This window comes from Peribacillus muralis (genome assembly GCF_001645685.2).
Taxonomy (GTDB): Bacteria; Bacillota; Bacilli; order Bacillales; family DSM-1321; genus Peribacillus; species Peribacillus muralis_A.
Map to the genome: position 1 here is coordinate 3,747,400 of NZ_CP017080.1, position 25,304 is coordinate 3,772,703.

Annotated in this window: 29 protein-coding genes and 1 other annotated feature; of the genes, 11 read left to right on the forward strand and 18 right to left on the reverse strand. The window is 43.4% G+C overall.

Annotation, left to right across the window (positions count from 1 at the left end):
* Positions 1-49: 49 nt before the first annotated feature.
* Positions 50-1,399 (reverse strand): amino acid permease, encoded by a 1,350-nt coding sequence (locus ABE28_RS18205; RefSeq protein WP_064465689.1) that lies wholly within the window; start codon positions 1,397-1,399, stop codon positions 50-52.
* A gap of 60 nt (positions 1,400-1,459) precedes the next feature.
* Positions 1,460-1,696, reverse strand: a binding site (T-box leader).
* Between the two features lie 426 nt (positions 1,697-2,122).
* On the opposite strand from ABE28_RS18205, the gene ABE28_RS25195 reads away from it, so the two are divergent.
* Positions 2,123-2,296, forward strand: a complete 174-nt coding sequence (locus ABE28_RS25195; protein WP_156775823.1) for a hypothetical protein — start codon at positions 2,123-2,125, stop codon at positions 2,294-2,296.
* A gap of 462 nt (positions 2,297-2,758) precedes the next feature.
* Complete coding sequence (locus ABE28_RS18210; RefSeq protein WP_064465688.1) at positions 2,759-3,166, forward strand: HTH domain-containing protein; 408 nt, start codon at positions 2,759-2,761, stop codon at positions 3,164-3,166.
* Positions 3,167-3,240: 74 nt separating this feature from the next.
* On the opposite strand, the gene ABE28_RS18215 is transcribed toward ABE28_RS18210, so the two are convergent.
* Complete coding sequence (locus ABE28_RS18215; protein ID WP_064465687.1) at positions 3,241-3,945, reverse strand: cytochrome c biogenesis CcdA family protein; 705 nt, start codon at positions 3,943-3,945, stop codon at positions 3,241-3,243.
* 50 nt (positions 3,946-3,995) lie between these two features.
* Entirely contained in the window at positions 3,996-4,232 is a 237-nt protein-coding gene (locus ABE28_RS25200) for a hypothetical protein (RefSeq protein ID WP_156775824.1), read from the reverse strand.
* Between the two features lie 205 nt (positions 4,233-4,437).
* Here ABE28_RS25200 and ABE28_RS18225 point away from each other — a divergent pair, with 205 nt between their 5' ends.
* Both ABE28_RS18225 and ABE28_RS25205 read left to right on the forward strand, forming a co-directional pair.
* Positions 4,438-5,598, forward strand: coding sequence for an MFS transporter (locus ABE28_RS18225; protein WP_064465685.1), 1,161 nt, complete (start codon positions 4,438-4,440; stop codon positions 5,596-5,598).
* Positions 5,599-5,794: 196 nt separating this feature from the next.
* Positions 5,795-5,968 carry a hypothetical protein gene (locus ABE28_RS25205; RefSeq protein ID WP_156775825.1) on the forward strand — a complete coding sequence of 58 codons (174 nt, stop codon included), beginning with the start codon at positions 5,795-5,797 and terminating at the stop codon, positions 5,966-5,968.
* A gap of 221 nt (positions 5,969-6,189) precedes the next feature.
* Here the strand turns inward: ABE28_RS25205 and ABE28_RS18230 are convergent, their stop codons facing one another.
* The 7 genes from ABE28_RS18230 to ABE28_RS18255 all read right to left on the reverse strand — a co-directional run bounded on the left by ABE28_RS18230 (position 6,190) and on the right by ABE28_RS18255 (position 10,891).
* A complete protein-coding gene (locus ABE28_RS18230; RefSeq protein WP_064465684.1) occupies positions 6,190-6,828 on the reverse strand; it encodes a response regulator transcription factor in 639 nt (212 codons plus the stop codon).
* Positions 6,821-7,867: a sensor histidine kinase gene (locus tag ABE28_RS18235; protein ID WP_064465683.1), complete on the reverse strand. Its 1,047-nt coding sequence runs from the start codon at positions 7,865-7,867 to the stop codon at positions 6,821-6,823. The genes ABE28_RS18230 and ABE28_RS18235 overlap by 8 nt, the downstream gene beginning before the upstream one ends.
* A complete protein-coding gene (gene liaF, locus ABE28_RS18240; RefSeq protein ID WP_064465682.1) occupies positions 7,864-8,610 on the reverse strand; it encodes a cell wall-active antibiotics response protein LiaF in 747 nt (248 codons plus the stop codon). Before liaF ends, ABE28_RS18235 begins: the two co-directional genes overlap by 4 nt.
* A 155-nt stretch (positions 8,611-8,765) precedes the next feature.
* The gene (locus tag ABE28_RS18245) at positions 8,766-9,401 is read right to left on the reverse strand and encodes a PspA/IM30 family protein (RefSeq protein ID WP_064465681.1); all 636 of its coding nucleotides are present in this window, start codon (positions 9,399-9,401) and stop codon (positions 8,766-8,768) included.
* 19 nt (positions 9,402-9,420) lie between these two features.
* Positions 9,421-9,765 carry a lmo0954 family membrane protein gene (locus tag ABE28_RS18250; RefSeq protein WP_064465680.1) on the reverse strand — a complete coding sequence of 115 codons (345 nt, stop codon included), beginning with the start codon at positions 9,763-9,765 and terminating at the stop codon, positions 9,421-9,423.
* A gap of 288 nt (positions 9,766-10,053) precedes the next feature.
* Complete coding sequence (locus tag ABE28_RS25830) at positions 10,054-10,182, reverse strand: hypothetical protein (RefSeq protein ID WP_257390625.1); 129 nt, start codon at positions 10,180-10,182, stop codon at positions 10,054-10,056.
* Positions 10,183-10,276: 94 nt separating this feature from the next.
* Positions 10,277-10,891 carry a TetR/AcrR family transcriptional regulator gene (locus ABE28_RS18255; RefSeq protein WP_064465679.1) on the reverse strand — a complete coding sequence of 205 codons (615 nt, stop codon included), beginning with the start codon at positions 10,889-10,891 and terminating at the stop codon, positions 10,277-10,279.
* A 177-nt stretch (positions 10,892-11,068) separates the two neighbouring features.
* Here ABE28_RS18255 and kynU point away from each other — a divergent pair, with 177 nt between their 5' ends.
* The 6 genes from kynU (at position 11,069) to ABE28_RS18285 (ending at position 16,803) form a co-directional block, all read left to right on the forward strand.
* Entirely contained in the window at positions 11,069-12,346 is a 1,278-nt protein-coding gene (gene kynU, locus ABE28_RS18260) for a kynureninase (RefSeq protein ID WP_180319967.1), read from the forward strand.
* Positions 12,347-12,414: 68 nt separating this feature from the next.
* Positions 12,415-13,836: an amino acid permease gene (locus ABE28_RS18265; protein WP_064465677.1), complete on the forward strand. Its 1,422-nt coding sequence runs from the start codon at positions 12,415-12,417 to the stop codon at positions 13,834-13,836.
* Positions 13,837-13,894: 58 nt separating this feature from the next.
* Positions 13,895-14,740 (forward strand): tryptophan 2,3-dioxygenase, encoded by an 846-nt coding sequence (gene kynA / locus ABE28_RS18270; RefSeq protein WP_373921354.1) that lies wholly within the window; start codon positions 13,895-13,897, stop codon positions 14,738-14,740.
* Between the two features lie 24 nt (positions 14,741-14,764).
* Complete coding sequence (kynB, locus tag ABE28_RS18275; protein ID WP_064465675.1) at positions 14,765-15,391, forward strand: arylformamidase; 627 nt, start codon at positions 14,765-14,767, stop codon at positions 15,389-15,391.
* A gap of 167 nt (positions 15,392-15,558) precedes the next feature.
* Positions 15,559-15,804 carry a DUF2164 domain-containing protein gene (locus ABE28_RS18280; RefSeq protein WP_064465674.1) on the forward strand — a complete coding sequence of 82 codons (246 nt, stop codon included), beginning with the start codon at positions 15,559-15,561 and terminating at the stop codon, positions 15,802-15,804.
* 366 nt (positions 15,805-16,170) lie between these two features.
* Entirely contained in the window at positions 16,171-16,803 is a 633-nt protein-coding gene (locus ABE28_RS18285) for a LysE family translocator (protein WP_064465673.1), read from the forward strand.
* A 74-nt stretch (positions 16,804-16,877) separates the two neighbouring features.
* On the opposite strand, the gene ABE28_RS18290 is transcribed toward ABE28_RS18285, so the two are convergent.
* Complete coding sequence (locus ABE28_RS18290; RefSeq protein ID WP_064465672.1) at positions 16,878-17,732, reverse strand: MBL fold metallo-hydrolase; 855 nt, start codon at positions 17,730-17,732, stop codon at positions 16,878-16,880.
* Positions 17,733-17,799: 67 nt separating this feature from the next.
* On the reverse strand, positions 17,800-19,230 hold the full coding sequence (locus tag ABE28_RS18295; RefSeq protein ID WP_083232136.1) for a phospholipase D-like domain-containing protein: 1,431 nt from the start codon (positions 19,228-19,230) through the stop codon (positions 17,800-17,802).
* 204 nt (positions 19,231-19,434) lie between these two features.
* On the opposite strand from ABE28_RS18295, the gene ABE28_RS18300 reads away from it, so the two are divergent.
* Positions 19,435-19,875 carry a hypothetical protein gene (locus ABE28_RS18300; protein ID WP_064465671.1) on the forward strand — a complete coding sequence of 147 codons (441 nt, stop codon included), beginning with the start codon at positions 19,435-19,437 and terminating at the stop codon, positions 19,873-19,875.
* A gap of 153 nt (positions 19,876-20,028) precedes the next feature.
* On the opposite strand, the gene ABE28_RS18305 is transcribed toward ABE28_RS18300, so the two are convergent.
* The 6 genes from ABE28_RS18305 to ABE28_RS18315 all read right to left on the reverse strand — a co-directional run bounded on the left by ABE28_RS18305 (position 20,029) and on the right by ABE28_RS18315 (position 25,122).
* A complete protein-coding gene (locus tag ABE28_RS18305; protein WP_257390626.1) occupies positions 20,029-20,589 on the reverse strand; it encodes a peptidoglycan-binding domain-containing protein in 561 nt (186 codons plus the stop codon).
* A 212-nt stretch (positions 20,590-20,801) separates the two neighbouring features.
* On the reverse strand, positions 20,802-20,945 hold the full coding sequence (locus tag ABE28_RS25210) for a hypothetical protein (protein ID WP_156775827.1): 144 nt from the start codon (positions 20,943-20,945) through the stop codon (positions 20,802-20,804).
* 75 nt (positions 20,946-21,020) lie between these two features.
* Complete coding sequence (locus ABE28_RS25215; protein ID WP_156775828.1) at positions 21,021-21,170, reverse strand: FbpB family small basic protein; 150 nt, start codon at positions 21,168-21,170, stop codon at positions 21,021-21,023.
* Positions 21,163-21,330 (reverse strand): Fur-regulated basic protein FbpA, encoded by a 168-nt coding sequence (locus tag ABE28_RS24645; RefSeq protein WP_083232137.1) that lies wholly within the window; start codon positions 21,328-21,330, stop codon positions 21,163-21,165. Before ABE28_RS24645 ends, ABE28_RS25215 begins: the two co-directional genes overlap by 8 nt.
* Entirely contained in the window at positions 21,311-21,862 is a 552-nt protein-coding gene (locus ABE28_RS18310) for a flavodoxin domain-containing protein (protein ID WP_064465670.1), read from the reverse strand. Before ABE28_RS18310 ends, ABE28_RS24645 begins: the two co-directional genes overlap by 20 nt.
* 224 nt (positions 21,863-22,086) lie before the next feature.
* Positions 22,087-25,122: an efflux RND transporter permease subunit gene (locus ABE28_RS18315; RefSeq protein ID WP_064465669.1), complete on the reverse strand. Its 3,036-nt coding sequence runs from the start codon at positions 25,120-25,122 to the stop codon at positions 22,087-22,089.
* Positions 25,123-25,304: the final 182 nt, after the last annotated feature.

Below are 25,304 nucleotides of genomic sequence, written 5' to 3' on the forward strand. Positions count from 1 at the left end.
CCCTGATGACAAAGGAAAAGCCATGGTATGTCTCCATGACTTTTACATGCTAGATTTTGTGACGACGTTTTTTCGCTACATACGTTAAGGTAATGAAGATGTATATGCAAAGCGTGATCAACGTCACGATCACCGATGTCGTGAAAATGATGCCAATCAGTATCATCAATAAGGCGATAATCGCCGCCCAGGTGGTATAAGGGAACCACTTGACCGCATAGGCACTTGGTTTGCCGTTCTGCTGCTTTCGTGACTTCAAATGGGCGAAGGCAATGATCAGCCAGATGAACAAGACGGTGTATCCTAGCGATCCCATCAAGAAATCAAAGGTCTTGCTGCCGGCAAATAAAGAAATCAATACACCGATATATAAAGCGGACGTACACATTAAAATGGCGTAAACAGGAACCTTCTTCTTCGATAAACGCGAGAAGATTTTCGGGATGCGTCCATCCTCCGCTTGTGTATACAGGACGCGGGATGAACCATATAACCCTGAGTTCATCGATGAAATGATCGCAAGTAACACAACGGCATTCATAATATGGTCGGCACCTGGAATCCCTATCATCTGGAAGACCATCACGAACGGACTTTCCGGCACACCGTTCACCTCGTTCCAAGGAATCAAGCTGACGATGATGAAAAATGGGATGATATAGAAGGAGATGATCCGTATCAATGTGCTGCGAACCGCTTTTGGAACCACCTTTTCAGGATTTTTCGTTTCAGCCAATGTGACCCCGATAATTTCCGTGCCACCATATGAATAGATGACCACCAGCATTGCCGTGATTAATCCCTTGGATCCATTCGGGAAGAAACCGCCGTTGTCAGTCAAGTTGGAAAAACCGACTGCAGCATGATCGCGAAACGTTACAAGCAATAACAATATACCAGCCATGATGAAGACGATGATGACGGTGATTTTAATTAAGGCAAGCCAATACTCGGTTTCCGCAAAAACCTTTACGGACAGCAAGTTAACCGCCGTAACTAACACGGAAACGGCTAATGCCAGCATCCAGATTGGATATCCGGGCAGCCAATATTGAATGAAAATCGCCGCAACGATCGATTCCGCCGTGATGTTCAACACCCACATTTTCCAATAAATCCAATCCAGGAAGTAAGCTGGATACTTTCCTAAAATCGATTGAACCAAATCCCGGAATGTTCTTGCACCGCTATTAGCGACTGCCATTTCAGCTAACCCCTGCATGATGAATAAAAGGATGATCCCACCTATCAAGTATGCAAGGATGACGGCCGGTCCAGCCATATCAATCGCAGAACTGCTCCCTTTAAATAAACCTGCCCCGATCGCACCGCCTAATGCCATCATCGTAATATGCCGTGAAGTCATTGTTCTCTGTAAATTCCGTTTCTCCGTTTCCATATCCTTACCTCCCAAAATATCAAAAAAAGCATATCGTCTCTTCCTTCATAATCAAATGAAGAAAGAGACGATATGCCTTATGCTTACCGCGGTACCACTCTTTTTGGCTCTTTTATTAGAACCCTGCTCTCAAACCCTATAACGAAGGTTACTCGTTAAAACAAAGAGAAAAGGATATCTCTCCCCCTGCTTTACCACTCCCAGGCAAGTTCAAAGTCTCATTGGACTGCGTTGCACCACCCCGCAGCTCTCTTTACCGAATGATGAGCTTTTACTACTCCTGATCATTGCGTTTCAAAAATTATATCTGAATATTTTTATAATATTCAATACTATACGGACTCTGAGTACCTTTGTCAATAACTTTTTTAGGATAGTATTTTAACAAGGGAAAATATTAGGTTTTGTGGTTGTATGATGTATAATCACAGCAACTTCAATAGATATTTTTTCATTTTTACCTTGTGTAGTTATTGTCTTTGGTTTAATTTTTCCTAATTAAGCCATTCAACAGTGCCCCAATACTCAACTCTTATGACCCTTCAAAAGTTATTTTTTAATCACAGATAATCCTATATTAAATTCTACCCTATACGATAAATTCATTGAAAAGTTCCCAAACCAAAAGTAATTTTTTAAATTTTCAATAAATTATACACTAGTTATATAGACCCTGTGTTACTATTTAATTGAAGTAAAAATTATACCGAGGGGGTAAATGGAATGAGCAAATGGTTTATTAGTATCTTAGTCGCATTTATGATTATGTCTACATCATCCGTTTTTGCAGAAGATCAAAAAGATCCCGGTTCGTCTAACTTGGTATCAACAGATACAGTAGAAGGTAAACATATAGGTGATTACTATACTTTTTCAGTTGATTTAGTGGATATATAATTAGCAGAAGGTGAAGTAGCTTCTATTCCTTTAGTTCTAGTTCCCACCAACTCAGAGAACAAACTTATCCAACCAAGAGTAGCCTTTCCTGGTCCCGGAGGTGTCCTTAATTTATGGGCAGAAGGGAATAAGGTTAGATACAAAATAACTATGTCTATACCAGCTACAGGCTTTACTGGCACTATGAGTATTACAAATCTTACTTCAGGGTTATCCTCTGGGAGAACTTCAGTTTCGGGTTTTAGTGGGTCTGTTTCATATAGAGCGTTATATAATAATAGATATAGTGCGCAATTAACCGGATCAGCAACTTTCCTCGGTAAAGTTGTTTCTTATACTGTACCAAATTATATTACTTGGGTTTCCAAATAAGAATTTTTCACCAAACCATAAGTAGACAATATTATTATATTTTCTACTTTTATGTATAATAAAGTTAAAAATGAAAGAGGGTTATCAAAGATGATTGATCATGAGCCTAAAGAATTATTAAAGACTCTTCTAAATGATTATAAAATGCCTGCAGCATCATTAAGTAAAATTACCGGTATATCTGAACAAGTCATTTTAGATTTTGCAAACGGCGAAAATGTTCAATCTTTGATCTCTCAAACAGAAATGATGGACCTCATAGACTTAGTCGGCCTTTTAGCCATCGGGATGAATTCAACCGATTCAAATGAGAGGGTCTTCGCCATAATTCAGGCACTGAACAATGAATTTGGCATACCCTTGGAGACGATTTCCTTATTCTCTAACCTTGAAAGTGAAGATATCGAGAAATTCATGGCAGAAAATGATTCTCTTTCGATCGAGAAAAGATACAACCTTGCAGTAACCGTCCTATTTTTGCATTATATAATCAAATAATTCATCAAAAAAGAGGATATACCGCGAAATGTAAGCGGCTACCCTCTTTCGTTTTTTATGTTTCGCCGAAGTTCTCAAAAACCCGTGAAACCGCCGAATACACGATTTGTCAGAAAAGTCGTGATGTTCGTCATCCAGTCGAAAAACAAGAAAATCCCCATAACGATCGTGAGATATCCGCCAATTTTGGTGAAGCTATGACTATACTTCCTGATCCAGCTTGATTTGCCGATAAAAAAGGACATGATGAAGAAAGGGATTGAAAATCCAAGAATATAAGCAATCATATAGAGCAGGCCTTGTCCGGTATATAAACCGAGAGCCATGACAGCACCCAAAATCGGTCCGACACATGGAGTCCAGCCAGCAGCATAGCCAATACCGATCAAAATCGACCCGATATACCCCGTTGGACGGTTTTTAAAGGTGATCTTCCTATCCTTCATCAGGAATTTCGGCTGGAAAAATCCGACCAAGATCAACCCGAACAAAACGATCAATACAGCCCCTGCTTGCCTGACCAAATCTATATACTCATAAAAAAGCTCGTAAAAAATCGTGGTCGAAAGCCCCAGTGCCACAAAAATGATGGAAAACCCGACCAAAAAGAAAAAGGTATGAAGCAGTGCCTTTCGATTGAAGGTTTTGCTTCCTTCTTTTAACTCACTTACCGATAAGCCTGTAATATAAGATAAAAAGGCAGGATATAACGGTAAACAACATGGAGAAATAAAAGATAATATTCCTGCACTAAATGCTAAAAAGATACTTACATCCACCTATCGATCTCCCCCTTAGCTACTCCAACTTCTGAAACTCTCGTCAACTATCAAATATTCAGCCCCAACCATGAAGCAGCAACCATCAGCACCCCAATCACGACCGCTGCAACCGGTCCCAAAATAAATAACCCGAATAGCAGAGAGACCCCTGCGTCCAAAAAGGTTCGAACGGGCCCTGGCTTTTTCATTTTATTCGACTGCGCCGCCAATAAGTCTTCCAGGTTGCTGATTTTTTGATTCAGCTCCTGCAACTCTTGAACCACTCTGGTGTCCTGATCCATCACTCCCATACTTCCTTCCTCATTAACATTTAGTGTTAATTTTATCATCTTCATCCATTTATAAAAAGTGAAAGTGACGATTTCCCAGAACAAATCGGATTCCGGCTGCTTAGACGATTGAAACTTTTTTTCAAAATCTGTCAACAATGTTACAATAACAAGGTTGAACCCATCCAATCTATAGAACAGGCGAGGTATCATTTTTTTTATGAAAGCTTTACGATTATTAAAAAGTTTTAACTTTTTATATTTTGGACTGCTTGCCATTTTCATTCCGTTTCTTCCAGTTTATTTGGCAGATCAAGGTTTGCGGCCAGCCCAAATCGGATTCATCATTGGTACAGGAGGATTTGTCACCCTGATTACCCAGCCATTATGGGGAATGATCAGCGACAAAACCCGGACGATCCGCAAAGTCCTGTTGTTACTCATTTTTTTCTCCAGTGTAATCGGTTATTTTCTATATGACTCAAGCAGCTATCTCCAGCTGATCCTGTTTGCCATGCTGCTTTATTTCTTTTTGATGCCGATCGATCCCCTGACGGAAAGCCTCAACTTTACGATTGCGGAGAAATCAGGAATCAGCTATGGCTCGATCCGGACTTATGGCGCATTGGGTTATGCGGTCATATCGCTGATCACAGGCTATGTGATGTCCTATTTCGGAGCAAACAGCCTGGCCTTTCTTTTTGCCGGGATCGGGCTGATCAGCTTCATCATTAGCTGGATGATGCCTGATGCACCGGTGTCGGGAAAGCCTGTCACCTTGAAGAGCCTGAAGCATTTTTTCAGCAACAAGGAGACGCTGCTTTTTCTATTGCTGGTATTTATCTGTGCCGTTCCAGCAAGAATGAATGATACGTTCCTAGGTGTGTATATCCGCGAGCTTGGAGGAAGCGCCAAGCTTGTCGGCTTGACCTGGTTCCTGGCGGCCGGAAGTGAAATCGTCGTATTCGCCCTAAGCTTCTGGTGGCTGCGCAAAGGCAATGAAATCATCATCATTTCGTTTGCAGCGGCGTTTTTCTTTATCCGCTATTTCGTCTCTGCCTGGATTACCGATCCGCATTTGCTGGCTTATTTACAGGTCTTGCAAATATTGACGTTCCCGATTTTCTACTCTGCGGCGATCCAGTACCTGTACCGCATCGTACCAGTGGAGTGGCGCGCTACAGGCCAGACTGTCCTGGCGCTCCTATTCTTCGGGGTTTCGGGAATCATCGCTTCTTATGTAGGCGGCTCCATCTATGAGGCCTTCGGGGGCAAGACGCTATACTTGTTCATCTCCTCGATATCCTTTATCGGCATGGTTTTCGCCTTGGTGCTTTACCGCATATATGGCACAAGGCTTGATACGGCAGAGGAAGGTTGATTGAACTGAAAAGTTCTACGGTTTCTCCTTAATATGGAATGTAGTCATTGTAAAAAACACTGAATCGTCTATTACAGATAAGTGTAGACGATCTCAAACCTGAAACGGCACATTTCAAAACTGGAATTTCGTTCCCCTGACTTTGTATTACTATAAAGTCATGAATTAAGCCCCTTTTACTAAAAGAGGTGTTTTAATGTCGAAATATCGTTTATTCCACACTCTTATCAGTGTCATCTTCTTCGGATGCTTTCTATATAGTGTCTACACCAGAACACCTGAAGGCTTCATAGTGACCATTATTGTTGGAATCGTTGGATGCGGCTTATTGTTGGTTAATCATAAGATGAATAAACAAAGTGAAACATAAGGCTTGGTACATCATCTCCCGTTCACAGACGTTGTATGGCGATTTCCCGCCTTCTCTAGTACTGCCCGGAAGCATAAAAAGGGGGCTGTCTCATAAGTCCGATTTAGACCGATTGACACCCCCTCATTAAAATCAAGATGCTGATGATTTAACAGCAATCTTGATTTTTTCATTTGTTCTTTTTGGCTGATTTTATCCTTTTGGCATGGCCCTTGTTTTCTTTATTGATCATCGACGAGTGAATGCTTAAATGCGTAAATCACCGCTTGGGTACGGTCCTGCACATCAAGCTTACTTAATATATTACTAACATGCACCTTGGCCGTTTTCAGGGCAATGTATAGTTCATCGGCTATTTCCTGATTCGTTTTCCCTTGTGTCATCAAAAGCAATATTTCCATTTCACGGTTTGTCAATTGTTCATGAAGCTCGGTTTTCTGTGGCCGACGTAGCTTTTCCATCATTTTCCCGGTCACCTCAGGCTCCAGAACGCTTTGTCCCTGGAAGGTGGACCGGACGGCTCTGGCAATCTCGCTTGCCTTCGAGGTTTTCAGCATATAGCTCGTCGCCCCGGCCTCCAATGCCGGATACACTTTTTCGTCATCCAGGAAGCTTGTCACAATGATGATCTTGGCTTCGGGCCATTTTTCGATAATTCGCTTCGTCGCTTCTATGCCATCCATTTCAGGCATGACCAAATCCATCAAAATGATATCCGGACGCAATTCCAAGGCCAGTTCGACTGCTTTCAAACCGTTGTCCGCTTCCCCGATCACTTCGATATCCGCTTGTGCCGTTAAATAGGCAGATACCCCTATTCTTACCATTTCATGGTCATCGACAAATAATACTTTAATCATCATGATCACCTCCTGTATGTATCAATGGGATTTTCACCTCGAGCTTCGTTCCTTTGTTCGGGACGCTCACGAGCTGCATCGTCCCCCCTAGCTCTACGGCCCGTTCATGCATGTTTTGCAGTCCGTAAGATCCCGCTTTTGCATCCTCGGCGTTAAAGCCGATGCCATCATCCGTGATCCGGAAAATGATCAAGCCATCACGAACGATCAATAGCACTTCAAGCGAGCTCGCTTTGGCATGTCTCAGTGTATTGGAAATCGATTCTTGTAAAATCCGGAACAGGTGGTCTTCAATCCCCTTATCGAGAGTAACCGCCTCCACCTTCCAATCAATATCCATCGTCACTTTTTGAGCCAGTTCCTCAAGGAGTTCCTTCATTCCCGCTTGTAATGTTTTCCCCTTCAACGCAAAGGGTCTTAAGTGAAGCAGCAGCGCCCTCATCTCGAGCTGAGATTGATGGATCATCTCTTCCACGACCTTGAATTGCTTCATTTCCGTTTTATCGATATCCGTTTGTGACTCAGTAATGGCGGACATGAACATCGAAGCCGCAAACAATTGCTGACTCACGGAATCATGGAGCTCCCGTGCCAGGCGGTTTCGCTCCTGGGAAACGATTTCCTGAATCTGCTTCTCCTGATCGACGGCCTTTTCATTGGCCATTTTTTGCGATAATTTTGTCTGTTCATTGATTTGCTTATGAATTTGGTTCATCCGTTCAACCATGGTTCCGAGCTCCGAAATCGGATAGGCTTCCGGCTGTATAGGTAAGCGCCCCTGTTCCAGCAGGTAAAGGCCTTCATCCACCCTTTGCAGCTGCCTTTTGAAAAACATCCCTGAGACAGCTCCATAAATCAGCCCTGCCGTTATGACCAAACTTGGCAGGAAAATGACGAAGGGCAGTCCCATGACCATTTTCTCCCATAATAATTTCCAGTCCGATAATGGGAAAATAAAGAAAATCACCGCTGGTAAAAGAAGCGAAAGAACGAAGGAAACACCTAGGGCATTCAAGATCTGCCGTGTCACGATGCTCATACCCGCTTCACCTCTAAATCTCCAACAAGGATGGACGTGATGATATGCACTTTATGGTCCGCTTCATCGAACCCCGCTGTTTGAAAGGAATGGATTTGATTAAAGACCCTGGATTCAGACTTATTTTCAAAAATTCGCGCTCTTCCTGCCATGACGGAATGATGCACCCTTATTTCGACGCCATATGGAATGAGGACCGTGATATTGCCAACGATATTCCTAAGGGAAATGACGGCATCCCCCTTCGGCAAGATCGTGCGGCTCAAATCGATGACCGTATCACCGACCCCGCTTTGAACATTCACGGAATTCCATTCATATACATGCTCTCCCGTTTGTTGGTGACCGAACAACTTATTCTGAAAAAGATACCCGGTTTGCAATAACGGCTCTTTATGGACCTGCTCTTCTTCATACCCTTCATTGGTTAAAATCGGGTTGATCCAATCGGGATTCTTTTTCGACTGATAATATAAAAGTAAGAAATAAATGAGAATGGCGAACAAGAAAAACTTAAAAACGAACATATTCAAAACTGTGATGATAAGGGAAATCAGTCCTGTGAAAAATAGGATCTTGCCAATTGTCCGTTTAGTGAATTTCCTGCCCACATAGATTAATACAACCGAAAAAGCAAGCGGAAACAGCAAACCTCCACCTTTGAATGAAATCTCCAAAAAAAGCAGGGCGATTCCGATGAGGAAGATCCAACCCATATAATCCGTTTTCATTTTGCTCAACATCGGCCCGCCTCCCTTGTAAATGATCATAGTATTCTTAAAAGGCGCAGTCATCCGCGCCCTTTAAGAATACCACGAAACGATCACGTTCTAACAGAGCGTTTTCCCTCATCCTCCGCTTTCCAGGATGAGGGATCACAGCCATGCCTTAATAATGTTTACGCTTCTTTCTGTTCCAATTCCTTTTCAAGCTGGGCGATTCTTGCATCGATGGTATGACGATTATAATCGGCATCGACTTTATGCTCGATGCGATCGATATAGAGCTCCATCTCTTCAAACATCGCTACCGGCTTAGCCTCAGTGCGGCCGGCATCCAACACCCGATTGATCCGGTGGTTTGCCCGGGCAATATTCTCCCTGCCCATCAATTCCATCCGCTTTAAATGCATATCCTTGAGCTTATGCTTCATTTCTTCATATTTACGCTCCAGCTCAGCCAACTGAACCTCTGCACTTTTATGCGCCTCCTTCAAACTTTGCGCACGATCTTCATAGTGCAGACTTTCCTTAAGGGCAAACTCCATCAAATCCGTTTCACCAGACTGCTTCGCAACGTCAGCCTGATTTTTACGTTTTTCAGCTAGATTTTGCGCTTGATTATATTCACGCGTAAACTCTTCTTTCAGCAGATATTGACGTTCAAGCAGCTTGCCGACCTTCTCCGTCTCCTGCTCACACTGCCGCAAATACTGATTCAGCATGCCAATTGGATTCTTTTGCTCCTTCTTATCAAGCAAATCATGAAAGTCCGCTGAAATCGTCTGTTTCATTCTAGAAAATAAATTACCCATTACCTATCCATCCCTTCTATTAGTTCTTATTCAAATCTTTCCACTCTCTCTCGAAATTGGAGAATGGATCATTTTCAGTTGATGCTTGTTCATCATGGTCATTCCATTTTTTATAAACGAGGTAAAGTACATAAGCTGCCACCAATCCTAATATCGCAGGGATATGGGAAATGGAAACGATCAGCACGATTATGGAAACTGACCCCCACGCAACCTTGGCTCCTGTCGATTCGGACTTCATGAACTGCTTGAACCCAAAATATAGAATCGTCAAGCAAATCGCCAAACTGATCAACGGACCCACATTCGCCAGCAAAATGAACAATGCAATCAAACCTACAGTAAACAAACCAAATTTCTTCATTGTTTTCGTCCTCCTTTCCTTGTTTATATCTTATCTACTTTTCCAAGCTCGTATAATGAGCCTTAGCTATATTTTCGAATAAGACCTAAGGCGTAGTGGATATAAGTCCCTCCCTTGGAAGGGCCTGAATTAGGTGCACGACCCGGTTATTTCAGCTGCTTTCCATGGAGATTGGGCGGATTACTCGCCAATTGGAATTTTCTCTTGATTATGAGGGTTTCACTCGTAAATTTGGGCGTGTTTCTCCTAATTTTGGAGCTTTACTCGCGAATTTGGGGTAGGATTCTCCTAATTTTGATGCTTTACTCGCAAATTGGAACGTTTACTCGCCAATTTGAGCACTTTACTCGCCAATTTTGCACGTTTACTCGCCAATTTTGCCCTTTTACTCGCCAATTCGACCACTTTACTCGCCAATTAGGTGCCTGACTCGTTATTTCAGCTGCTTTAGGGATAAAAACGAAAAAAATCTCCCAATTATATTGAACTGGAAGATTTTTAGCGATATCAGTTATACATATAGGCCTTCGACGTAAACGGATGTGATGGTTTGAGCGATTTCTTCGACAGAGCTTTGATGCTCGTTCCGGACGATTTCCCAAAGATACATTTCATTTGTGAAGAACCAGCCTTTTGCCACAAGCTCATGGTTCAATTCGGTTCTTGCCAGTCCTTTTTGCTGTGCATAGTCGATATCCTTTGAAATGCGCTGGGTGAATTTCAGCCGGATCGCTTTCCATTTTTCTGAAATGACGGCCGACATGCCAATAGCCTGCTCGAAGACTTGGAGCATATTGCGTTCAGCCTCTGCCATTATTAAAAAAGCCTTGGCTTGGTTATTTATGATTTGTCTCGCTTCATCCTTCGATTTCGGAAAGAAAGAGGTCTCCGCAATTTCATAGAATTGCTCCATCACATTCTCCATTAAAACAATCAATAGATCCTCTTTTCCTTTAAAATGAACATAGGCCGTTCCATATCCGATATTCGCCCTTTTGATCATTTGGGAAATAACTGAAGCTTGATAACCTTCTTCAAGAAAAATTTCCTTTGCAGCTTCCAATAGCTTTTGCCTTGTCATCATCGAGCGTAGATGACGTTTATCCCCTACTTGGCCATCAAACATACCGATCCCCCCTTATATCCAGCATAAAGGATTTCCCTTAAAATAAAAAACGTTTGCAGGAAATTGCATCCCCTGCCCATTTATTCTTAATTTTCTGAATTATATTATTGACACGATGTCATATTCTTTGCTACGATTTTCCTAGTACTATTACTAATTCGAATATAGGAGGTCATTATGGTTTCAACATACACTTTGGATTACGCGAGGCAGCTGGATGAAAAAGATACCCTTCATGCTTTTCGGGACGAGTTTTATTTAAAGCCAGACTCCATTTATATGGACGGGAACTCCTTAGGGCTGCTTTCAAAAAGGGCTGAACGCACTCTTTTGGAATCATTAGCGGATTGGAAGGAACATGGGATCGATGGATGGACACAGGGAAAGCAACCGTGGTTTTTCTTGTCAGAGGAACTGGGCGCGAAAATGGCCCACTTGGTCGGGGCTGCCTCCGATGAGGTGATCGTAACCGGCTCGACTACGGTGAATCTACATCAGCTTGTGGCCACCTTTTATAAGCCTGTAGGAACCCGCACAAAGATATTGGCGGATGAACTCACCTTTCCGACTGATATTTATGCACTTCAAAGCCAGCTGCACACTCATGGGCTCGATCCGCAAACCCACCTAGTCCGTGTGAAGAGTCGGGATGGCCGTTTCCTTGAAGAGGATGATATCATAGAGGCCATGACCGATGAAATCGCTCTCATCATCTTGCCGACGGTCTTGTATCGAAGCGGCCAAATATTGGATATGAAACGTCTGACCGAGGAAGCCCATAAAAGAGGAATCATGATCGGATTCGATGGATGCCATTCGATTGGTGCAATCCCGCATTCTTTCGGGGAATGGGATGTTGATTTCGCTTATTGGTGCAATTATAAACATTTGAATGGCGGTCCTGGCGCCGTTGGAGGCTTGTATGTAAACCGGAAGCATTTCGGGACGATGCCTGGATTGGCTGGATGGTTCGGGTCAAGCAAAGAAAAACAATTCGATATGGAACATACATTAACCCAAGCTGATTCCGCTGGTGCCTACCAAATCGGAACACCAAATGTGTTAAGCTGTGCTCCTTTAATTGGTTCCTTGGAAATTTTTATGGAGGCTGGCATTGATAACATCCGGGGAAAATCTCTTAAAATCAATCAATATTTAATCGACTTGGTCGAGCATGAACTGAAGGACATGGGTTTTTTCATAGGCACGCCCAGAGAAGATTCCCGGCGCGGCGGCCATGTCAGCCTGGAGCATAAAGAAGCTGCACGCATTTGTAAGGCGTTGAAAGATAACGGCGTGATACCGGATTTCCGAGCGCCTAACATCATTCGCCTTGCTCCAGTTGCTCTTTATACTTCCTACGCGGAAGTTTGGGAAGTCGTCCAAATCCTCAAAAAAATCATGACAGAAAAACAATATGAAAAATATAAAAATGAACGTGAAGTCGTGGCATGACAATAAAACCTGGGGGACGCCCTCCCCCAAAGCTTTAATGGGCTTTACAGAAAGAAAGGGGATGAAATATGGAGAACAACAATATACAATTGAATGGGAAAGATGATCCGGAAAAAGGATTGAAGCGAACGTTAAAAACGAATCAGCTGTCGATGATAGCGATGGGCTGTGCCATCGGGACGGGTTTATTCCTTGGCAGCGGGCTTGCCATTCAAGCTGCCGGACCAAGCGTTTTGCTCAGTTATGCACTCGGGGCGTTCATTGTCCTTCTATTGATGGGCTGCTTGGCGGAAATGACGGTGGCGCATCCCACTTCCGGATCGTTTGGGGCGATAGCTGAAAAGTATATGTCTCCCATGGCAGGCTATCTTGTTCGCTATTCCTATTGGATTGGGAATGTACTCGCTGTCGGCGTGGAAGTGAGTGCTATCAGCGTGTATATGAGATTTTGGTTTCCGACCGTACCAGGAATCATTTGGATTATATTGTTTGCAGGTGCACTAATATACGTAAATGCCACTAGCGTGAACACATTCGCTTCCTTTGAGTATTGGTTCTCCTTCATAAAAATAAGTGCCATCGTCGGGTTTATCCTGCTTGGGTCGTATGTATTGATCGGCTCGTCTGCACCATCAAGCATTGGCCCGGAAAACCTGGTCAATGCAGGCGGTTTTTTCCCATTTGGTTGGTGGGGCATGTGGGTGGCCGTATTCATTTCTTTATTCAGCTTTATCGGGACCGAAATGATAGCGGTTACATCAGGCGAAGCAAAAGACCCGGATGTGGCTGTGCCCAAAGCATTAAAAGCGACGGTTTTTCGTTTATCGACTTTCTATGTGCTGACAATTGGAATCATGCTGATGATCGTTCCGTGGAAAACAGCTGGAATCGAGGAAAGCCCCTTCGTAAAGGTTATGGAAATCCTGAACATTCCCGGTGCTTCCGGAATCATGAACTTCATCATATTAACGGCCGCTCTATCTGCCATGAATGCTCAGCTCTATGCTTCAACCCGCATGATGTTTTCGTTGGCACGGCGCGAAAATGCTCCTAGCATTCTAGGAAAACTAAACAAAAGGAACGTTCCGGCAAATGCACTGGCTGTCTCGACAACCGGAATCATCATTGCTGCAGGCGTTCACGCGTTACTTCCAGGTTCCTCTTATGCATTCATGATGGGCATATCCATGTTCGGTGCCATTTTCACTTGGCTGATGGTCTTTGTATCCCATTTATTTTTCAGGGTTCAATGGGAGAAAACAGGCGGCCGTAAGCTACCGGTAAGGATGATCGGCTTTCCCTATTTAACGATATTGGGAGCGGTTCTCCTATTCTGCTTAATGATCACGACTTGGTTTACCGATTTCAAAATCATGCTCCAATTCGGGGTTCCTTGGTTGTTATTTTTATCCATTGCTTATTTCGTTTCCAAAAAAAGAAATTCATTCGTGCATCCAGAGCAGGAATTACCAAAACAAAAGATAGATTAGAAGGATAGATTCACCGTCTTTGCAAATGAAAAGTGAGGGGATAATCAAAATGAAAAACATGAATGGCAAGGAACAAAACGGGGCTGGGCTAGAAAAGAATATCCAAACCGATTTTCAAAAATCGATGTCTTACGGCGATTATCTCCATCTTGATCAGATATTATCGAGTCAACATAGGTGCTCGGATCATCATGATGAAATGCTTTTTATCATTATCCATCAAACGAGCGAGTTATGGATGAAGCTCATTTTACATGAATTGAAAGCTGCCACAAAATGCATCCGCCATAACAATTTGGAGCCTTCGTTCAAAATGCTGTCACGTGTCTCGAGAATCCAACAGCAGCTGATTCAGTCATGGAATGTCCTTGCAACCTTGACCCCAGCTGAATATATGGAGTTCAGGGATAAACTGGGGCAATCCTCAGGATTCCAATCCTATCAAAACCGCCTGATTGAATTTGCGTTAGGAAACAAAAATGTCCATACACTATCTGTCTATCAGCATGAGGCGGACCTATATAAGCAAATGCAGCAGGCCCTTCATGAGCCAAGCATCTATGACGAGGCCATCACCGCTCTTGTCGCGCGTGGACTATCCGTTGATCACGATGCCATCAGTCGCGATTGGTCACAAAAATATGAACCGAATGCCAGTGTAGAAGAAGCGTGGCTGACCGTTTACCGCGATGTCGAGCAATATTGGGACTTGTATGAGCTGGCAGAGAAGTTAGTGGACATCGGCCACCAGCAGCAATTATGGCGCTTTAATCATATGACTACGGTGGAACGAATTATTGGAAACAAAATAGGAACCGGCGGATCATCCGGTGTTACGTATTTAAAAAGGGCTCTCGACCAAAACTTCTTCCCAGAGCTCTGGAGCTTACGAACGAAGCTATAAGAAGAAAAGTGCTGGAGGTTATGCATGAGTACATGGATTGATATTTCACAGCGACTGGATGAACATATCGCCACTTGGCCAGGCGATACACCTTTCACATACAAAGTCAGCTGCAGCAAGGAAGAAAGCGGATCTGTCAATGTCGGCCAAATCAATATGAGTGTCCATACTGGTACGCATATTGATGCACCGTTTCATTTTGATAACGAGGGAAAACGGGTGATTGAATTGGATCTCGATTTATATATCGGATGTTCCCGCGTCATCCATTTACCAAATAAGACGAGCATTGGAGTCGATGAATTGGCCAATCACGACCTAAAAGGCGTGACGCGGCTGTTAATTCGGACGGATGCGTGGAAGGATAGGCGTCTCTTTCCGCAAACGATCCCCCCTATCCAACCAGAATTAGCCGCTTATCTTTCAGGTATTGGCATACGGCTTCTCGGCCTTGATTTACCTTCGGTGGATCCTTTGGACAGCAAAGAACTGTCTGCCCATCATGAACTTGCCGGCCATGGAATTCACATTCTCGAAGGTCTTGTATTGGACGAAATCGACCCAGGTAATTATGAATTGGCTGCTCTTCCCCTTCCATTGGTCCACGCAGATGGAAGTCCGGTACGGGCTGTATTGAGAAAAATTCCCTGAATGGGATAACGAAAATGGCTCCCGGAATATACGGGAGCCATTCTTTTTACCACCACTATGTCACCGACGGATTCTGTACATAAACTTTTTTGAAAATCCAGCCTGTGATTATGTCGATTCCACATGTATAGTTAGAACTACAAAAATATTTGTAAGGAGTGTGCCTCATGTTTATTAAGCTAACAAAAGAACAGCAAGAATTAATGATATCCGACATCCAATATTTCTTTTCACAAGAGAGAGATGAAGAAATAACTGAGTTCGCCGCAGAACGAGTATTGGACTTCATAAAGGAATCGCTCGCCCCCCATTTCTATAACGCCGCTGTCCATGATGTCAAACATGTCGTCGAACAGCAATATGCTTCCCTTGAAGATGAAATCTTAACGCTCGAACGCCCGATTAAAAGATAAGCGACCACTTTGCCTTGATCAATTGAAACTCGCGAGTAAATCAACAAAATTGGCGAGTAAAACGGCAAATCTCGCGAGTAAATCAGCATAATTGGCGAGTAAACAGCAAAATTGGCGAGTTAAACGGCGAAACTCGCGAGTAAATCAGCATAATTGGCGAGTAAACCAACAAAACTCGCCAGTAAAGCGCCAATTTCGCGAGTAAGGCACTCATTTCACACGCAAACTTGCGATATTCAGGCGTAATCGGCACAAGCTCATAAATAAAACGCCAAATTCATGAATTTCTTCCTTTCGTACCTCCCGCAACTGCGTTTGTTTATGTTATAATCTTCTGAATTCAACAACGAGAATGGAGGTCCGTATATGGATAACTTTTATTTTTTTGTGCTTATGTGCATTCTCCTCATCCTTTTGCCGGGTCCGGATACGGCTATTGCCACTAGGAATACGGTTACCGATGGGACGAAGGGTGGATTTAAGACGATGCTGGGGACTTGCTGCGCCCTGCTTATTCATACTTCAGCCGCCGTGTTCGGGCTGTCCGCAATCATCGTGAAGTCGGCTTTATTATTTTCCGTCTTCAAATACGTGGGCGCCGTTTACCTGGTCTATCTAGGCATCAAAACGTTATGGGGGCTAAAAAATAATCAAGGGGCTGCTGTCACAGAGTCTTCCGTCAAAAGCAGGTATGAGAGCCATTCATGCTTCAAGCAAGGGTTTCTTACCAATTTGCTCAACCCTAAAGTGGCCGTGTTTTTCTTGACGTTCCTGCCTCAGTTCGTCGATCCAGGCAATGAGACCTTTTTGCCGTTTCTGATCATGGGGATAACGTATACCGTTTTAACGGCGATGTGGTTCATTTTTTATATTTATTTGCTGAACCAGATCAGTGCTTTTATGAAGAAGCCGAGAACGCAGGCGATTTTTGAGGGCTTAACCGGGGCGGTACTGATTGGTTTTGGGATTAGGCTTGCACTGGAAAAAGCTCATAATTAAATGGAACTGCACACCCATCACGATTGGGGTGCAGTTTTTTCGCCTTTTATTTGCATCGGCCTTTCGCTTCGCTCTTATTCTTCAATATAGCCATTGACAAAAAATCCGATCATTTCGCGTTCATTTGCCGTCAATTCCCGGTTTGCCTCTTCCGCCAAGTCCTGCTCGATTTTGGCTCGATTTCCACGATGCTTGACGACAGCTCTGGCACATTGTTTCATTAATGTTAATTCAGCCTCCATTTCCTGCTTCGTGCAAGGCTGATCATGATGGGAAAGTATATATGTATCGGCATCATAGGCTTCAATTTTCTTGACGAGCAGTGAGGCCTCTTCAGCGGTATAATTCCATTTTTCCGCATAAAGATTGGCGTAAAAGCAGTCTCCGAGAAATAATGTTTTTTCTTCCGGAACATAAATGATGCAGGAATCCTTTGCATGATCACCGCCGACGTGATCGATGATACAGGTTACATCGCCTAAATCGATCGTCAGCTTTTTTTCAAACGTGATATCCGGCAGCGGTATGGAAATTTCCCGATTTCTTCCAAGCTCCAGCTTGATGGCATCCGCACAAAAGGGTATCTCCGTGCCTTCTTCAACTCGCTGGTCAAGAGCTTGGTCCTCCCATGAGAGCGGCTGCATACCTTTAATATGCTGATAGGTTTTTTCGTGACAAATGACCGGAATTCCGATATGCTCCAACCCGAATACATGGTCCCAGTGGGAATGTGTCAAAGCAAGGATATCCCCGCTTATATCATGTTTAAGTAATTCGTCCTGAAAGAGCTGTGCATGCGCCACAGAGTTACCGGCATCGATGATGAGCGTTTTCTTGTTCCCCTTGACGGCAGCAAGAATGGGCCGATCCGTTTTTTGGACCGGTGTCAGGTAGAAGATATGTTTCGAAAGGTGCTGTAAAGTTTGCATGATTGTTTCTCCTTCGGATAGATATTGTGGATGGGCAGCTTTTAGTATACCAAATCATCTAACGGCATTAAATGAACCTGTTGCAATAGACCGTTATTTTTGAAAGGGCGTTCAAAAAGGTTGCTTTAAAGAAGGATTCTTCCTTTTTTTTGTCTTCAGGTGGTTCGATATATTTTTTATCGTCTGCAACAAGTGTACTATCCGCAATTTTCGTATCGATCGCCCCAACTAGCTGCGAGGCGAATGCTTCACTATCAATGATCACCATCGATTCCGTATTTAAAAAGGCTGATCGTGAATCCAAATTGAAGGAACCGACGGCACTTAACCGTTCATCATATACAACGGACTTTCCATGCAAGGAGTACAGCTTCGAATATTCATAAAGCCTTGCACCAGTCTCCACGATACGATCCCTTAACCCTAAATAACCGGAAAAAGCGATTACATTCGGAGTCGATGTCACGGAATTGGTTAGTATCGTCCACTCGGCTTTATCTTCCATCCCATTTGGCACATACTGCTCCAACATATCGGAAGGAACGATATAAGGACTCTGGATGTATACCGATCGCTTGGCCTCCGCTGCAATATCGACTAGTGATTTCCACACAAAAGGGTATTTATAGAAGCGTTCGATTGGATTATGCACGAATGAAACTTTTTTCGTAGCGGCTGTTGACGTTCTCCAATGGATGACCGGCTGAACGAATTCGGCCTTCGCATGCTGGGCATCGCGATATTCACTTGATAAACTCGCCCTCATCTTTTTACCCTTTTTCGTTTGTTTCTTTGAAAGGTTCGCAAAAACCTCACTCGTGTATGGATGGTCCCATAATTCGTTCAAATAGTCCTTCATATCAACGATGACACTGTCTTTTTCTTGTTTCTCATTGAAAATCAGGACATCACGGTCGTAAACATAATCCTTGGGAGGCTGGCTAGCCAAATACTTATCGGCAATATTGCGGCCTCCTATGATCGCTAATTTCCCGTCTACAGTCATGATTTTGTCATGAAGCCGATTGTGCCACGTCCATGGCTTGAATGGCTTGAAGGCTTCGTAGTACCTTAATTCAATATTCTCATGTGAGGCCAATGCATAGCGGGCATTTCTCAATTCCCCCCTCAGGCCATGGGAAACTCCGTCCAGAAGGATCCTGATCTTGACACCGCGATCCGCAGCTTCGATCAATGCTCCTAAAAGAAGTTCGCTTGTTTCACCTTTTGCGATGGAGTAGTAGGCAACATCAATTGAATCCTCCGCTTCCTGAATCATTTGCATCCGGGCCATTCCCGATTCATATCCGTCTTCAAGCAGCAGAACACGATCGACTGTGGAGTCTTTTGCTCCCATATAGGTACTAATGTGATTCGTCATCCTACCCGCTTCTTTTTCCTTTGGGAGGCAGAAAATGATCACTGCCGTCACCACTATATAAAGAAAATATCCTAAAAGAACAAGCAAAATCGCCATCAATGCCGTTTTGGCAGCCATCAAAGCATCCCTCCTGATCGATATGTTACTACTATTCGTAATAAGCAAGGGAGCTATGCAGTTTATCTTAATAAGAACGAATTATACCGTTCACTTGGTCAATGGTGCTTATCTAGTAAATTTGGACATTTATTTTTCTTTTAATTGTGACAAAGTCGTGAACATGTAAGCAGTTGCATACTATTATATAGAAGGAGGGATTTTATGAATAACAAAATCAGCATCTTCAATTATTGCTTCCCATTAGGTGTGTCAGAGGTGTTCTTCTTATCCAGCTTTTATCTTTCCATCCTAGACGTTTCCCTATTTGCTTTAGCTTTACCCTTTTCCGCCTTGTTCCTATTGATTTCCGTCTACCTATTCCTGCGAACGAAAAAAGCGATAAAAGCCTTACCTAATCAAGAAGAGCGAAAAAGGGACATTCATGCCTTTTACCATCAGTCCTTCGGGATTTTTTCCATCATTTTTTCGGCGTTACTTTTTGCTGCATTAGCTTATATTCCCCTAATGGAAAACGGAGGGCACTTCTACCTTCTTTATTGTTTACCGATGGCATTATGCTGCTTGATTCCTGCGGTCACATCTTATAAAGCGATGAAACTACACAAATTGGAAGTCGACCGCAATGCAACGACGAAAATCTAGATTGTTAGATATTGACAGCAAAAAAAAAGCCCGTGATCGAACGAGCGTCTTTAATGAATAACAGCATGAAAATAACCCCCTCCATGCATCTGGCGGATGTCATGGAGGGGGTCACTATTTTATATGGCGAATGAAATCATTGGCAGCAGCTTCTTATTGTTCCACTACACGGCCATCTTTATATATGTGGAACCAGCCGATCGTACCTGTGCCGCCTTGATCGATCCAATCCTTGTTGGCGGCTTTATAGAGGTAATAGGCTTTTCCTTTGCTATCTTTAAGCAATCTGCCGTCACCGCTGAATACGATCTTGCTCCCTAGCTTCTTTGTCCCTATGGCAATCGCTGCCTTCTCCGTGAACTGTTTTCTTTCCACTTTATTTTCATCCAAGGCAGCCCATGTCATCGGCCCAACGATTCCATCCGAACTCAAGTTATGGTCCACTTGAAATTCCCTTACGATATTTTGCGTCTGGGTCCCAAAAATGCCATCAACGCCAACAGTATATTTAACATCTTTAAGGCTTTGCTGCAGGTCCCTTACGTAGCTTGAGCGGGAGCCTTTGCGGAGGGTCGGACGCGTTTCCGCTTTCGTTTCCACCTTCTGCACTTGACCATCCTTTGAAGCCGCATGGGTAATTGATGCTGTCCCCGTGCCAAGTGGCGACGCCATCAGGACAACGGCTGGGATCATGACCAATAATGTTTTCTTCACTGACACAAACCTCCATTCATATAATCATTCTGCTGATTTCAGACTATCTTTCCATGGAGCACATTCATTATAACGTATAAAATCCATTTATTGGGTTTTAATTACTTATGATAAATAAAATGGGAAAAAGTGTTCACGAGAGCTGAGGGTCTTCTGACTGATGGTCAAGCGTTGACCTCGATTATCAAAATGCCGACAAATGGCGTTTTCCCTCATTCATCACCCAAAAGTGAGACAGCCATTTGTCGATCTGGTTTGCCTTTAATCCAGCCGACTTCGTTCTCATTTCCTGTCATGTCGCTGTCGCTGCCTGTTCTGTTTTTCAGCTTCCGTCCATTCCCATTCGAACACTTCAATAGCCTCTTCCTTTGGAAGCATTACTTTCATGGAAAAAGCCGAAATCAACTTTGGATTTCGGCTTTCACACGGACTCATGAGTACACTTTTTTTGTTTTTTTATCATCAACGACGGCTTTTTGATCGATTTTTGTAAGAATGCGCTCGACCTCCGTTTTGTCATGCAACAGATGCTCGCGGTTTTCATTTAGCAGTTCTTTATAAGATTTCCTTCTCCTAGACATTCTTTAATTCACCTCTCAAGTGATTGAATTCCCTCTGCAGGACAATGATCGGAAGTTCGTATAGCTGTTTATTGTATTTTTTGAATATCCCGAATTTAAGAAGCTCTTGGATAAGTTCCTCTTTCTTCGCTTCTCTCTTTTTATTTAATGGGGTAATCATCAAGCGCCCTCCTTATTAAATAGGCAGTCTTTTGGTACTTGGGGTTATTTTGCATCCGGTTCCATATGAGAAAACGCCATTTCTTCCTTTTGCTTCCCCAATCAAGGGCTTGATCCGCAAAGTCTTCACATTTCCTTGCCATATCGTATGCAGGGGCTTCCTTGTCAATTTTCAATACTCGACTATAAACAGCAACCCCACATCGCTTCATTTTGTCGGAGAGGATATTGATTGCGCCGCAAGGCTTCGGCTGGCTCAAGTCACCTGCCCCAAATAACGCAACCTTCATGCCATGAAGATCTGCTTGATCAAGTTCTTCATAAAATTCGTTTGCCTCATATGGCAAACCTTCTTGATTCCATGTATATAAACCGATAAAGGCCAAATCAAACTCCTTCAACGTATCCACTTCTACCGTATCCAATCTTTCCATATATACTTCACAGCCGACAGCCATCATTTGATTCCGTATGTTTACAGCCATTTTCTCGGTATTACCGGATAAGCTGACGTAACCAATGAATACCTTCATCTATATCACCCTCCTAATTGAGAATAACTTTCATTATACTTTAACTATAAATGAAAATGATTCTCATTGTCAATTATATATTCCCACTAATTTGATTCAGGTTATGTTTTTTCATCCATATCGATTGCAGGACTCCGTGGCCCTTGATTACAATGTCGACATCCAAAGAAAAAGGTTTGCAGGAATGACGTTGCCTTTCCTGCAAACCTGCTGATGAAGCTTCCTTACATTTCAGCGCTTTCGCTAACAGGTTCATCCGTTTTCAATCTTTGTTTCTTCGATTTTTTGAAGTACAGCAATTCATAGATACATGGAATGACGATTAGTGTGAGCAGCGTAGAAACTGCCAGCCCGCCAATGACAACAATGGCCAAGCTTTGTGAAACGAGGCTTCCCGTTTCCGCCTTTTTATATAAAAGCGGCAGCATCGCACAAATGGTGGCCACAGCCGTCATGATGATCGGACGGAATCTTGTAGCTGTCGCTTCAACGATCGCATCCCGAATGATCATTTTTTCTTCGTTTTGCCTGACTCGATCGAGAAGCACGATGGCGTTAGTCACGACGATGCCGATCAGCATGAGCGCCCCCAACAGCGCCGTAACATCCACTGAAATCCGGCTGATGACCAATCCTAACACGGCCCCGATGGCCGCGAACGGCAGTGAAAATAAAATCGCAATCGGCGCCTTCATTGATTTGAAAGTTATTACCATGATCAGAAAGACAATGCCGATCGACAGTAGCATCGTCAGGAACAAATCCGAAAAATCATCCGTCTGCTGAGCACTGGCTCCCCCGACAAAAATATCTACATCCTTCGGAATCTTAAGCCCCTTGTTCTCCTTGTCTCCAAATATCTCTACATTTATTTTACTGGCAATATCAGAGAGTTTAGCCGGATCTACCGTTGCCGTCAATTGGAGATATGTTTCGCCATCTTTATGAAACTGTGTTGTGGCACTCTCCTCTCTCGTTAATGACGCCACTTCTGAAACGGGGACCATTCCGCCCCCTGCCATGATCGGGATATTCTTTAAATCATTGGGTTTTTCCGGATCTAAGAGAGGCTCGAGGACGACCGGTGTCTGCTTATCCGCAAGCATCATATTGCCGATCGGGGTTCTATTGAGCATGACCCCAATCTGTTGACCTATTTGTTCTGCGTTTCCTTTAGCCGGATCTACCTTAAAGGAATAAATCGTTTTCTTTTCGTCCTGGTTCGTCGTAACTTCTTCAATCCCCTTAATATCTTGTATGTTTTCTCTAATTTTAGTGGCGGTCCGCTCCAAATCCTCGACATTGCTGCCAATCACATCGATCGTCATGTTCGTCTTTGAAGCCCCCATCATGAAGGAAGAAGCGCTGGCTGTAAGCAGTGCATCGGGATAGTTTTCTTTTTGCTCGTCGATTTTCGACAAGATGGCATCTATGTTCGCTTCATCTTTCACTAAAATACCGAAAGTCGCTTCCGTAGGTGAAGTGACTGCGCCGTATTGGGCCGCTTCCGCAGAGTTGCCCAATTGCATGAACACATTATCCACGTCGCTCAAATCCTGCATTTTCTCTTCGAGCTCCAGTGCCTTCTCTTTCACTTTATCAAAGGGCTCATCATTCGGATAAGTTAACGTCACGGAAACATAGTCCGCTGAAGAATTATCGATGGCTCCTTTTGGCATCGCAAAATATGTACCAATGGAACCGACGAACAGAAGCATCGCAATGACCAGGACCACCCATTTATGGTTTAACGACCAAGTAACGAGCTTCGTGAAACGCTTTGCGGGTCGATGTTTTGGCAGCTTTGCCCGCTTCAGCAAGCCCGCACTCATCAAGGGAACGACCGTCAATGCGACAAGTAACGATGCCAGCAAAGAATACGTGACAGTTAAAGCGAAAGGAAGCAGGAATTCCTGAAGCCCGCCATTCAATAAAGCGACCGGCAAGAAAACGGCTACCGTCGTAAGTGTTGAAGCCGTGATCGCCACACCTACCTCCTTTGTTGCATCCAGTACCATTTGGACCGATATCTTTTCCTGCTGCATTTTCCGGAAAATGTTTTCAATCACAACAATACTGTCATCCACCAAGCGGCCAATGGCTACAGCGACACCGCCCAGCGTCAAAATATTCAGCGTCACTCCCGACAATGAAAGCAAAAATAATGTAAAGCCGAGAGATAACGGAATCGATACGATCGTAATGAAGGTAGAACGTACATTTCGTAAAAATATCATGATGACGATCGTGGCGAATAAAGCACCAAGCAGCACTTCCTTCACCATCGAATGGACGGAAGTCTCCACCATATCCGCTGTAGATAAATAGATGGTCGATTTCTGATCCTTGTACTTTTCGTTGATTTCTTTTGTTACCTTTTCAACCTCTTTACTGATTGTGACGGCATTTGATTGATTGTCCTTGATAATGCTGATATCGATGCTTTCTTTTCCATTAAAACGGCTGATGAGGTTACCATCCTTCGCTTCATCAACTTTTGCGATGTCCCCAAGCGTGACATTTGGAGTGACCTTCAGCGCTTTTACTTTTTCTATACTCGTTACATCCCCGATGACCTTAATGTTACTTGCCTTCCCGTCAATCACCTTTTCCCCAACGGCCAGCGCTGCATTCTGGCCATTAAGGACGCCCAAGACATCTTGAATCGAGACTTTCTTTTTGGCCAGTTGTTCATTATCGACTTTGACAGAAAGAACAGATTGGGCGATCCCAAACGTCTGTACATCCGACACTCCTTTAATGTCTTTATATAGAGGCTCCAGCTCCTTTTTCGTGAAATCCAGGTTATCAGCTGTCAAGCCTTCCTTGAACGTCACGGCTATGAATGAGATGGGAATCATGGATGTATTTAACTGGGTAACGGTAGGCTTTGACATACTCTGCGGTAATGCTATATTGCTTAAAGCCTCTTGTACATCCATTTTTGCCTGTTTCATATCCGACCCGGATTCAAAGAATAAATCGATTTTTGAAAATCCGTCGCCGGTGGTCGAGTATATTGAACTTTTTCCTTTTACTCCAGTAACCGCCCTTTCAATCGGGTCCGTAACTTGTGTTTCCATCGTTTTCGAATCCGTGCCCTGACCCATCGTGATAATCGTAACTTGTGGATTATCGGCTGACGGCAGAAATTCCATCGGCAGTTTGAAATAACTGATGATTCCTATCACCAAAATAAAAATGGTTACCAATGAAACGGCAGCCTTGTTCTTGAACGACCACTTTGTAAAAAACTCCACGTTCACATCACTCCTGATCTCATTTTATAGAAAATAATTCCATATTAAATATTACCATATATTTCTAATGCGAATGAGGATAATTATAACAATTAACCTAAAATTCATAATTACCGCTGACCCATTCAACGGGTTCTGTCTTCTGGCAAATGAATGATATTTTTTTCACAAATCACATCGCC

What these genes read in the sequence shown, in the direction of transcription:
- ABE28_RS18280 (WP_064465674.1), top strand. Translation starts at nt 15,559, where the DNA reads ATGTTTATTAAGCTAACAAAAGAACAGCAAGAATTAATGATATCCGAC.
- ABE28_RS18225 (WP_064465685.1), top strand. Translation starts at nt 4,438, where the DNA reads ATGAAAGCTTTACGATTATTAAAAAGTTTTAACTTTTTATATTTTGGA.
- ABE28_RS18230 (WP_064465684.1), bottom strand. Translation starts at nt 6,828, where the DNA reads ATGATTAAAGTATTATTTGTCGATGACCATGAAATGGTAAGAATAGGG.
- ABE28_RS18295 (WP_083232136.1), bottom strand. Translation starts at nt 19,230, where the DNA reads ATGGCTGCCAAAACGGCATTGATGGCGATTTTGCTTGTTCTTTTAGGA.
- ABE28_RS18310 (WP_064465670.1), bottom strand. Translation starts at nt 21,862, where the DNA reads ATGAAGGTATTCATTGGTTACGTCAGCTTATCCGGTAATACCGAGAAA.
- ABE28_RS18285 (WP_064465673.1), top strand. Translation starts at nt 16,171, where the DNA reads ATGGATAACTTTTATTTTTTTGTGCTTATGTGCATTCTCCTCATCCTT.
- kynB (WP_064465675.1), top strand. Translation starts at nt 14,765, where the DNA reads ATGAGTACATGGATTGATATTTCACAGCGACTGGATGAACATATCGCC.
- ABE28_RS25215 (WP_156775828.1), bottom strand. Translation starts at nt 21,170, where the DNA reads ATGTCTAGGAGAAGGAAATCTTATAAAGAACTGCTAAATGAAAACCGC.
- ABE28_RS18205 (WP_064465689.1), bottom strand. Translation starts at nt 1,399, where the DNA reads ATGGAAACGGAGAAACGGAATTTACAGAGAACAATGACTTCACGGCAT.
- ABE28_RS18235 (WP_064465683.1), bottom strand. Translation starts at nt 7,867, where the DNA reads ATGAGCATCGTGACACGGCAGATCTTGAATGCCCTAGGTGTTTCCTTC.
- ABE28_RS18210 (WP_064465688.1), top strand. Translation starts at nt 2,759, where the DNA reads ATGATTGATCATGAGCCTAAAGAATTATTAAAGACTCTTCTAAATGAT.
- ABE28_RS25195 (WP_156775823.1), top strand. Translation starts at nt 2,123, where the DNA reads ATGAGCAAATGGTTTATTAGTATCTTAGTCGCATTTATGATTATGTCT.
- kynA (WP_373921354.1), top strand. Translation starts at nt 13,895, where the DNA reads ATGAATGGCAAGGAACAAAACGGGGCTGGGCTAGAAAAGAATATCCAA.
- ABE28_RS25205 (WP_156775825.1), top strand. Translation starts at nt 5,795, where the DNA reads ATGTCGAAATATCGTTTATTCCACACTCTTATCAGTGTCATCTTCTTC.
- ABE28_RS18250 (WP_064465680.1), bottom strand. Translation starts at nt 9,765, where the DNA reads ATGAAGAAATTTGGTTTGTTTACTGTAGGTTTGATTGCATTGTTCATT.
- liaF (WP_064465682.1), bottom strand. Translation starts at nt 8,610, where the DNA reads ATGTTGAGCAAAATGAAAACGGATTATATGGGTTGGATCTTCCTCATC.
- ABE28_RS18300 (WP_064465671.1), top strand. Translation starts at nt 19,435, where the DNA reads ATGAATAACAAAATCAGCATCTTCAATTATTGCTTCCCATTAGGTGTG.
- ABE28_RS18255 (WP_064465679.1), bottom strand. Translation starts at nt 10,891, where the DNA reads ATGTTTGATGGCCAAGTAGGGGATAAACGTCATCTACGCTCGATGATG.
- ABE28_RS24645 (WP_083232137.1), bottom strand. Translation starts at nt 21,330, where the DNA reads ATGATTACCCCATTAAATAAAAAGAGAGAAGCGAAGAAAGAGGAACTT.
- kynU (WP_180319967.1), top strand. Translation starts at nt 11,069, where the DNA reads ATGGTTTCAACATACACTTTGGATTACGCGAGGCAGCTGGATGAAAAA.
- ABE28_RS18290 (WP_064465672.1), bottom strand. Translation starts at nt 17,732, where the DNA reads ATGCAAACTTTACAGCACCTTTCGAAACATATCTTCTACCTGACACCG.
- ABE28_RS18245 (WP_064465681.1), bottom strand. Translation starts at nt 9,401, where the DNA reads ATGGGTAATTTATTTTCTAGAATGAAACAGACGATTTCAGCGGACTTT.
- ABE28_RS18265 (WP_064465677.1), top strand. Translation starts at nt 12,415, where the DNA reads ATGGAGAACAACAATATACAATTGAATGGGAAAGATGATCCGGAAAAA.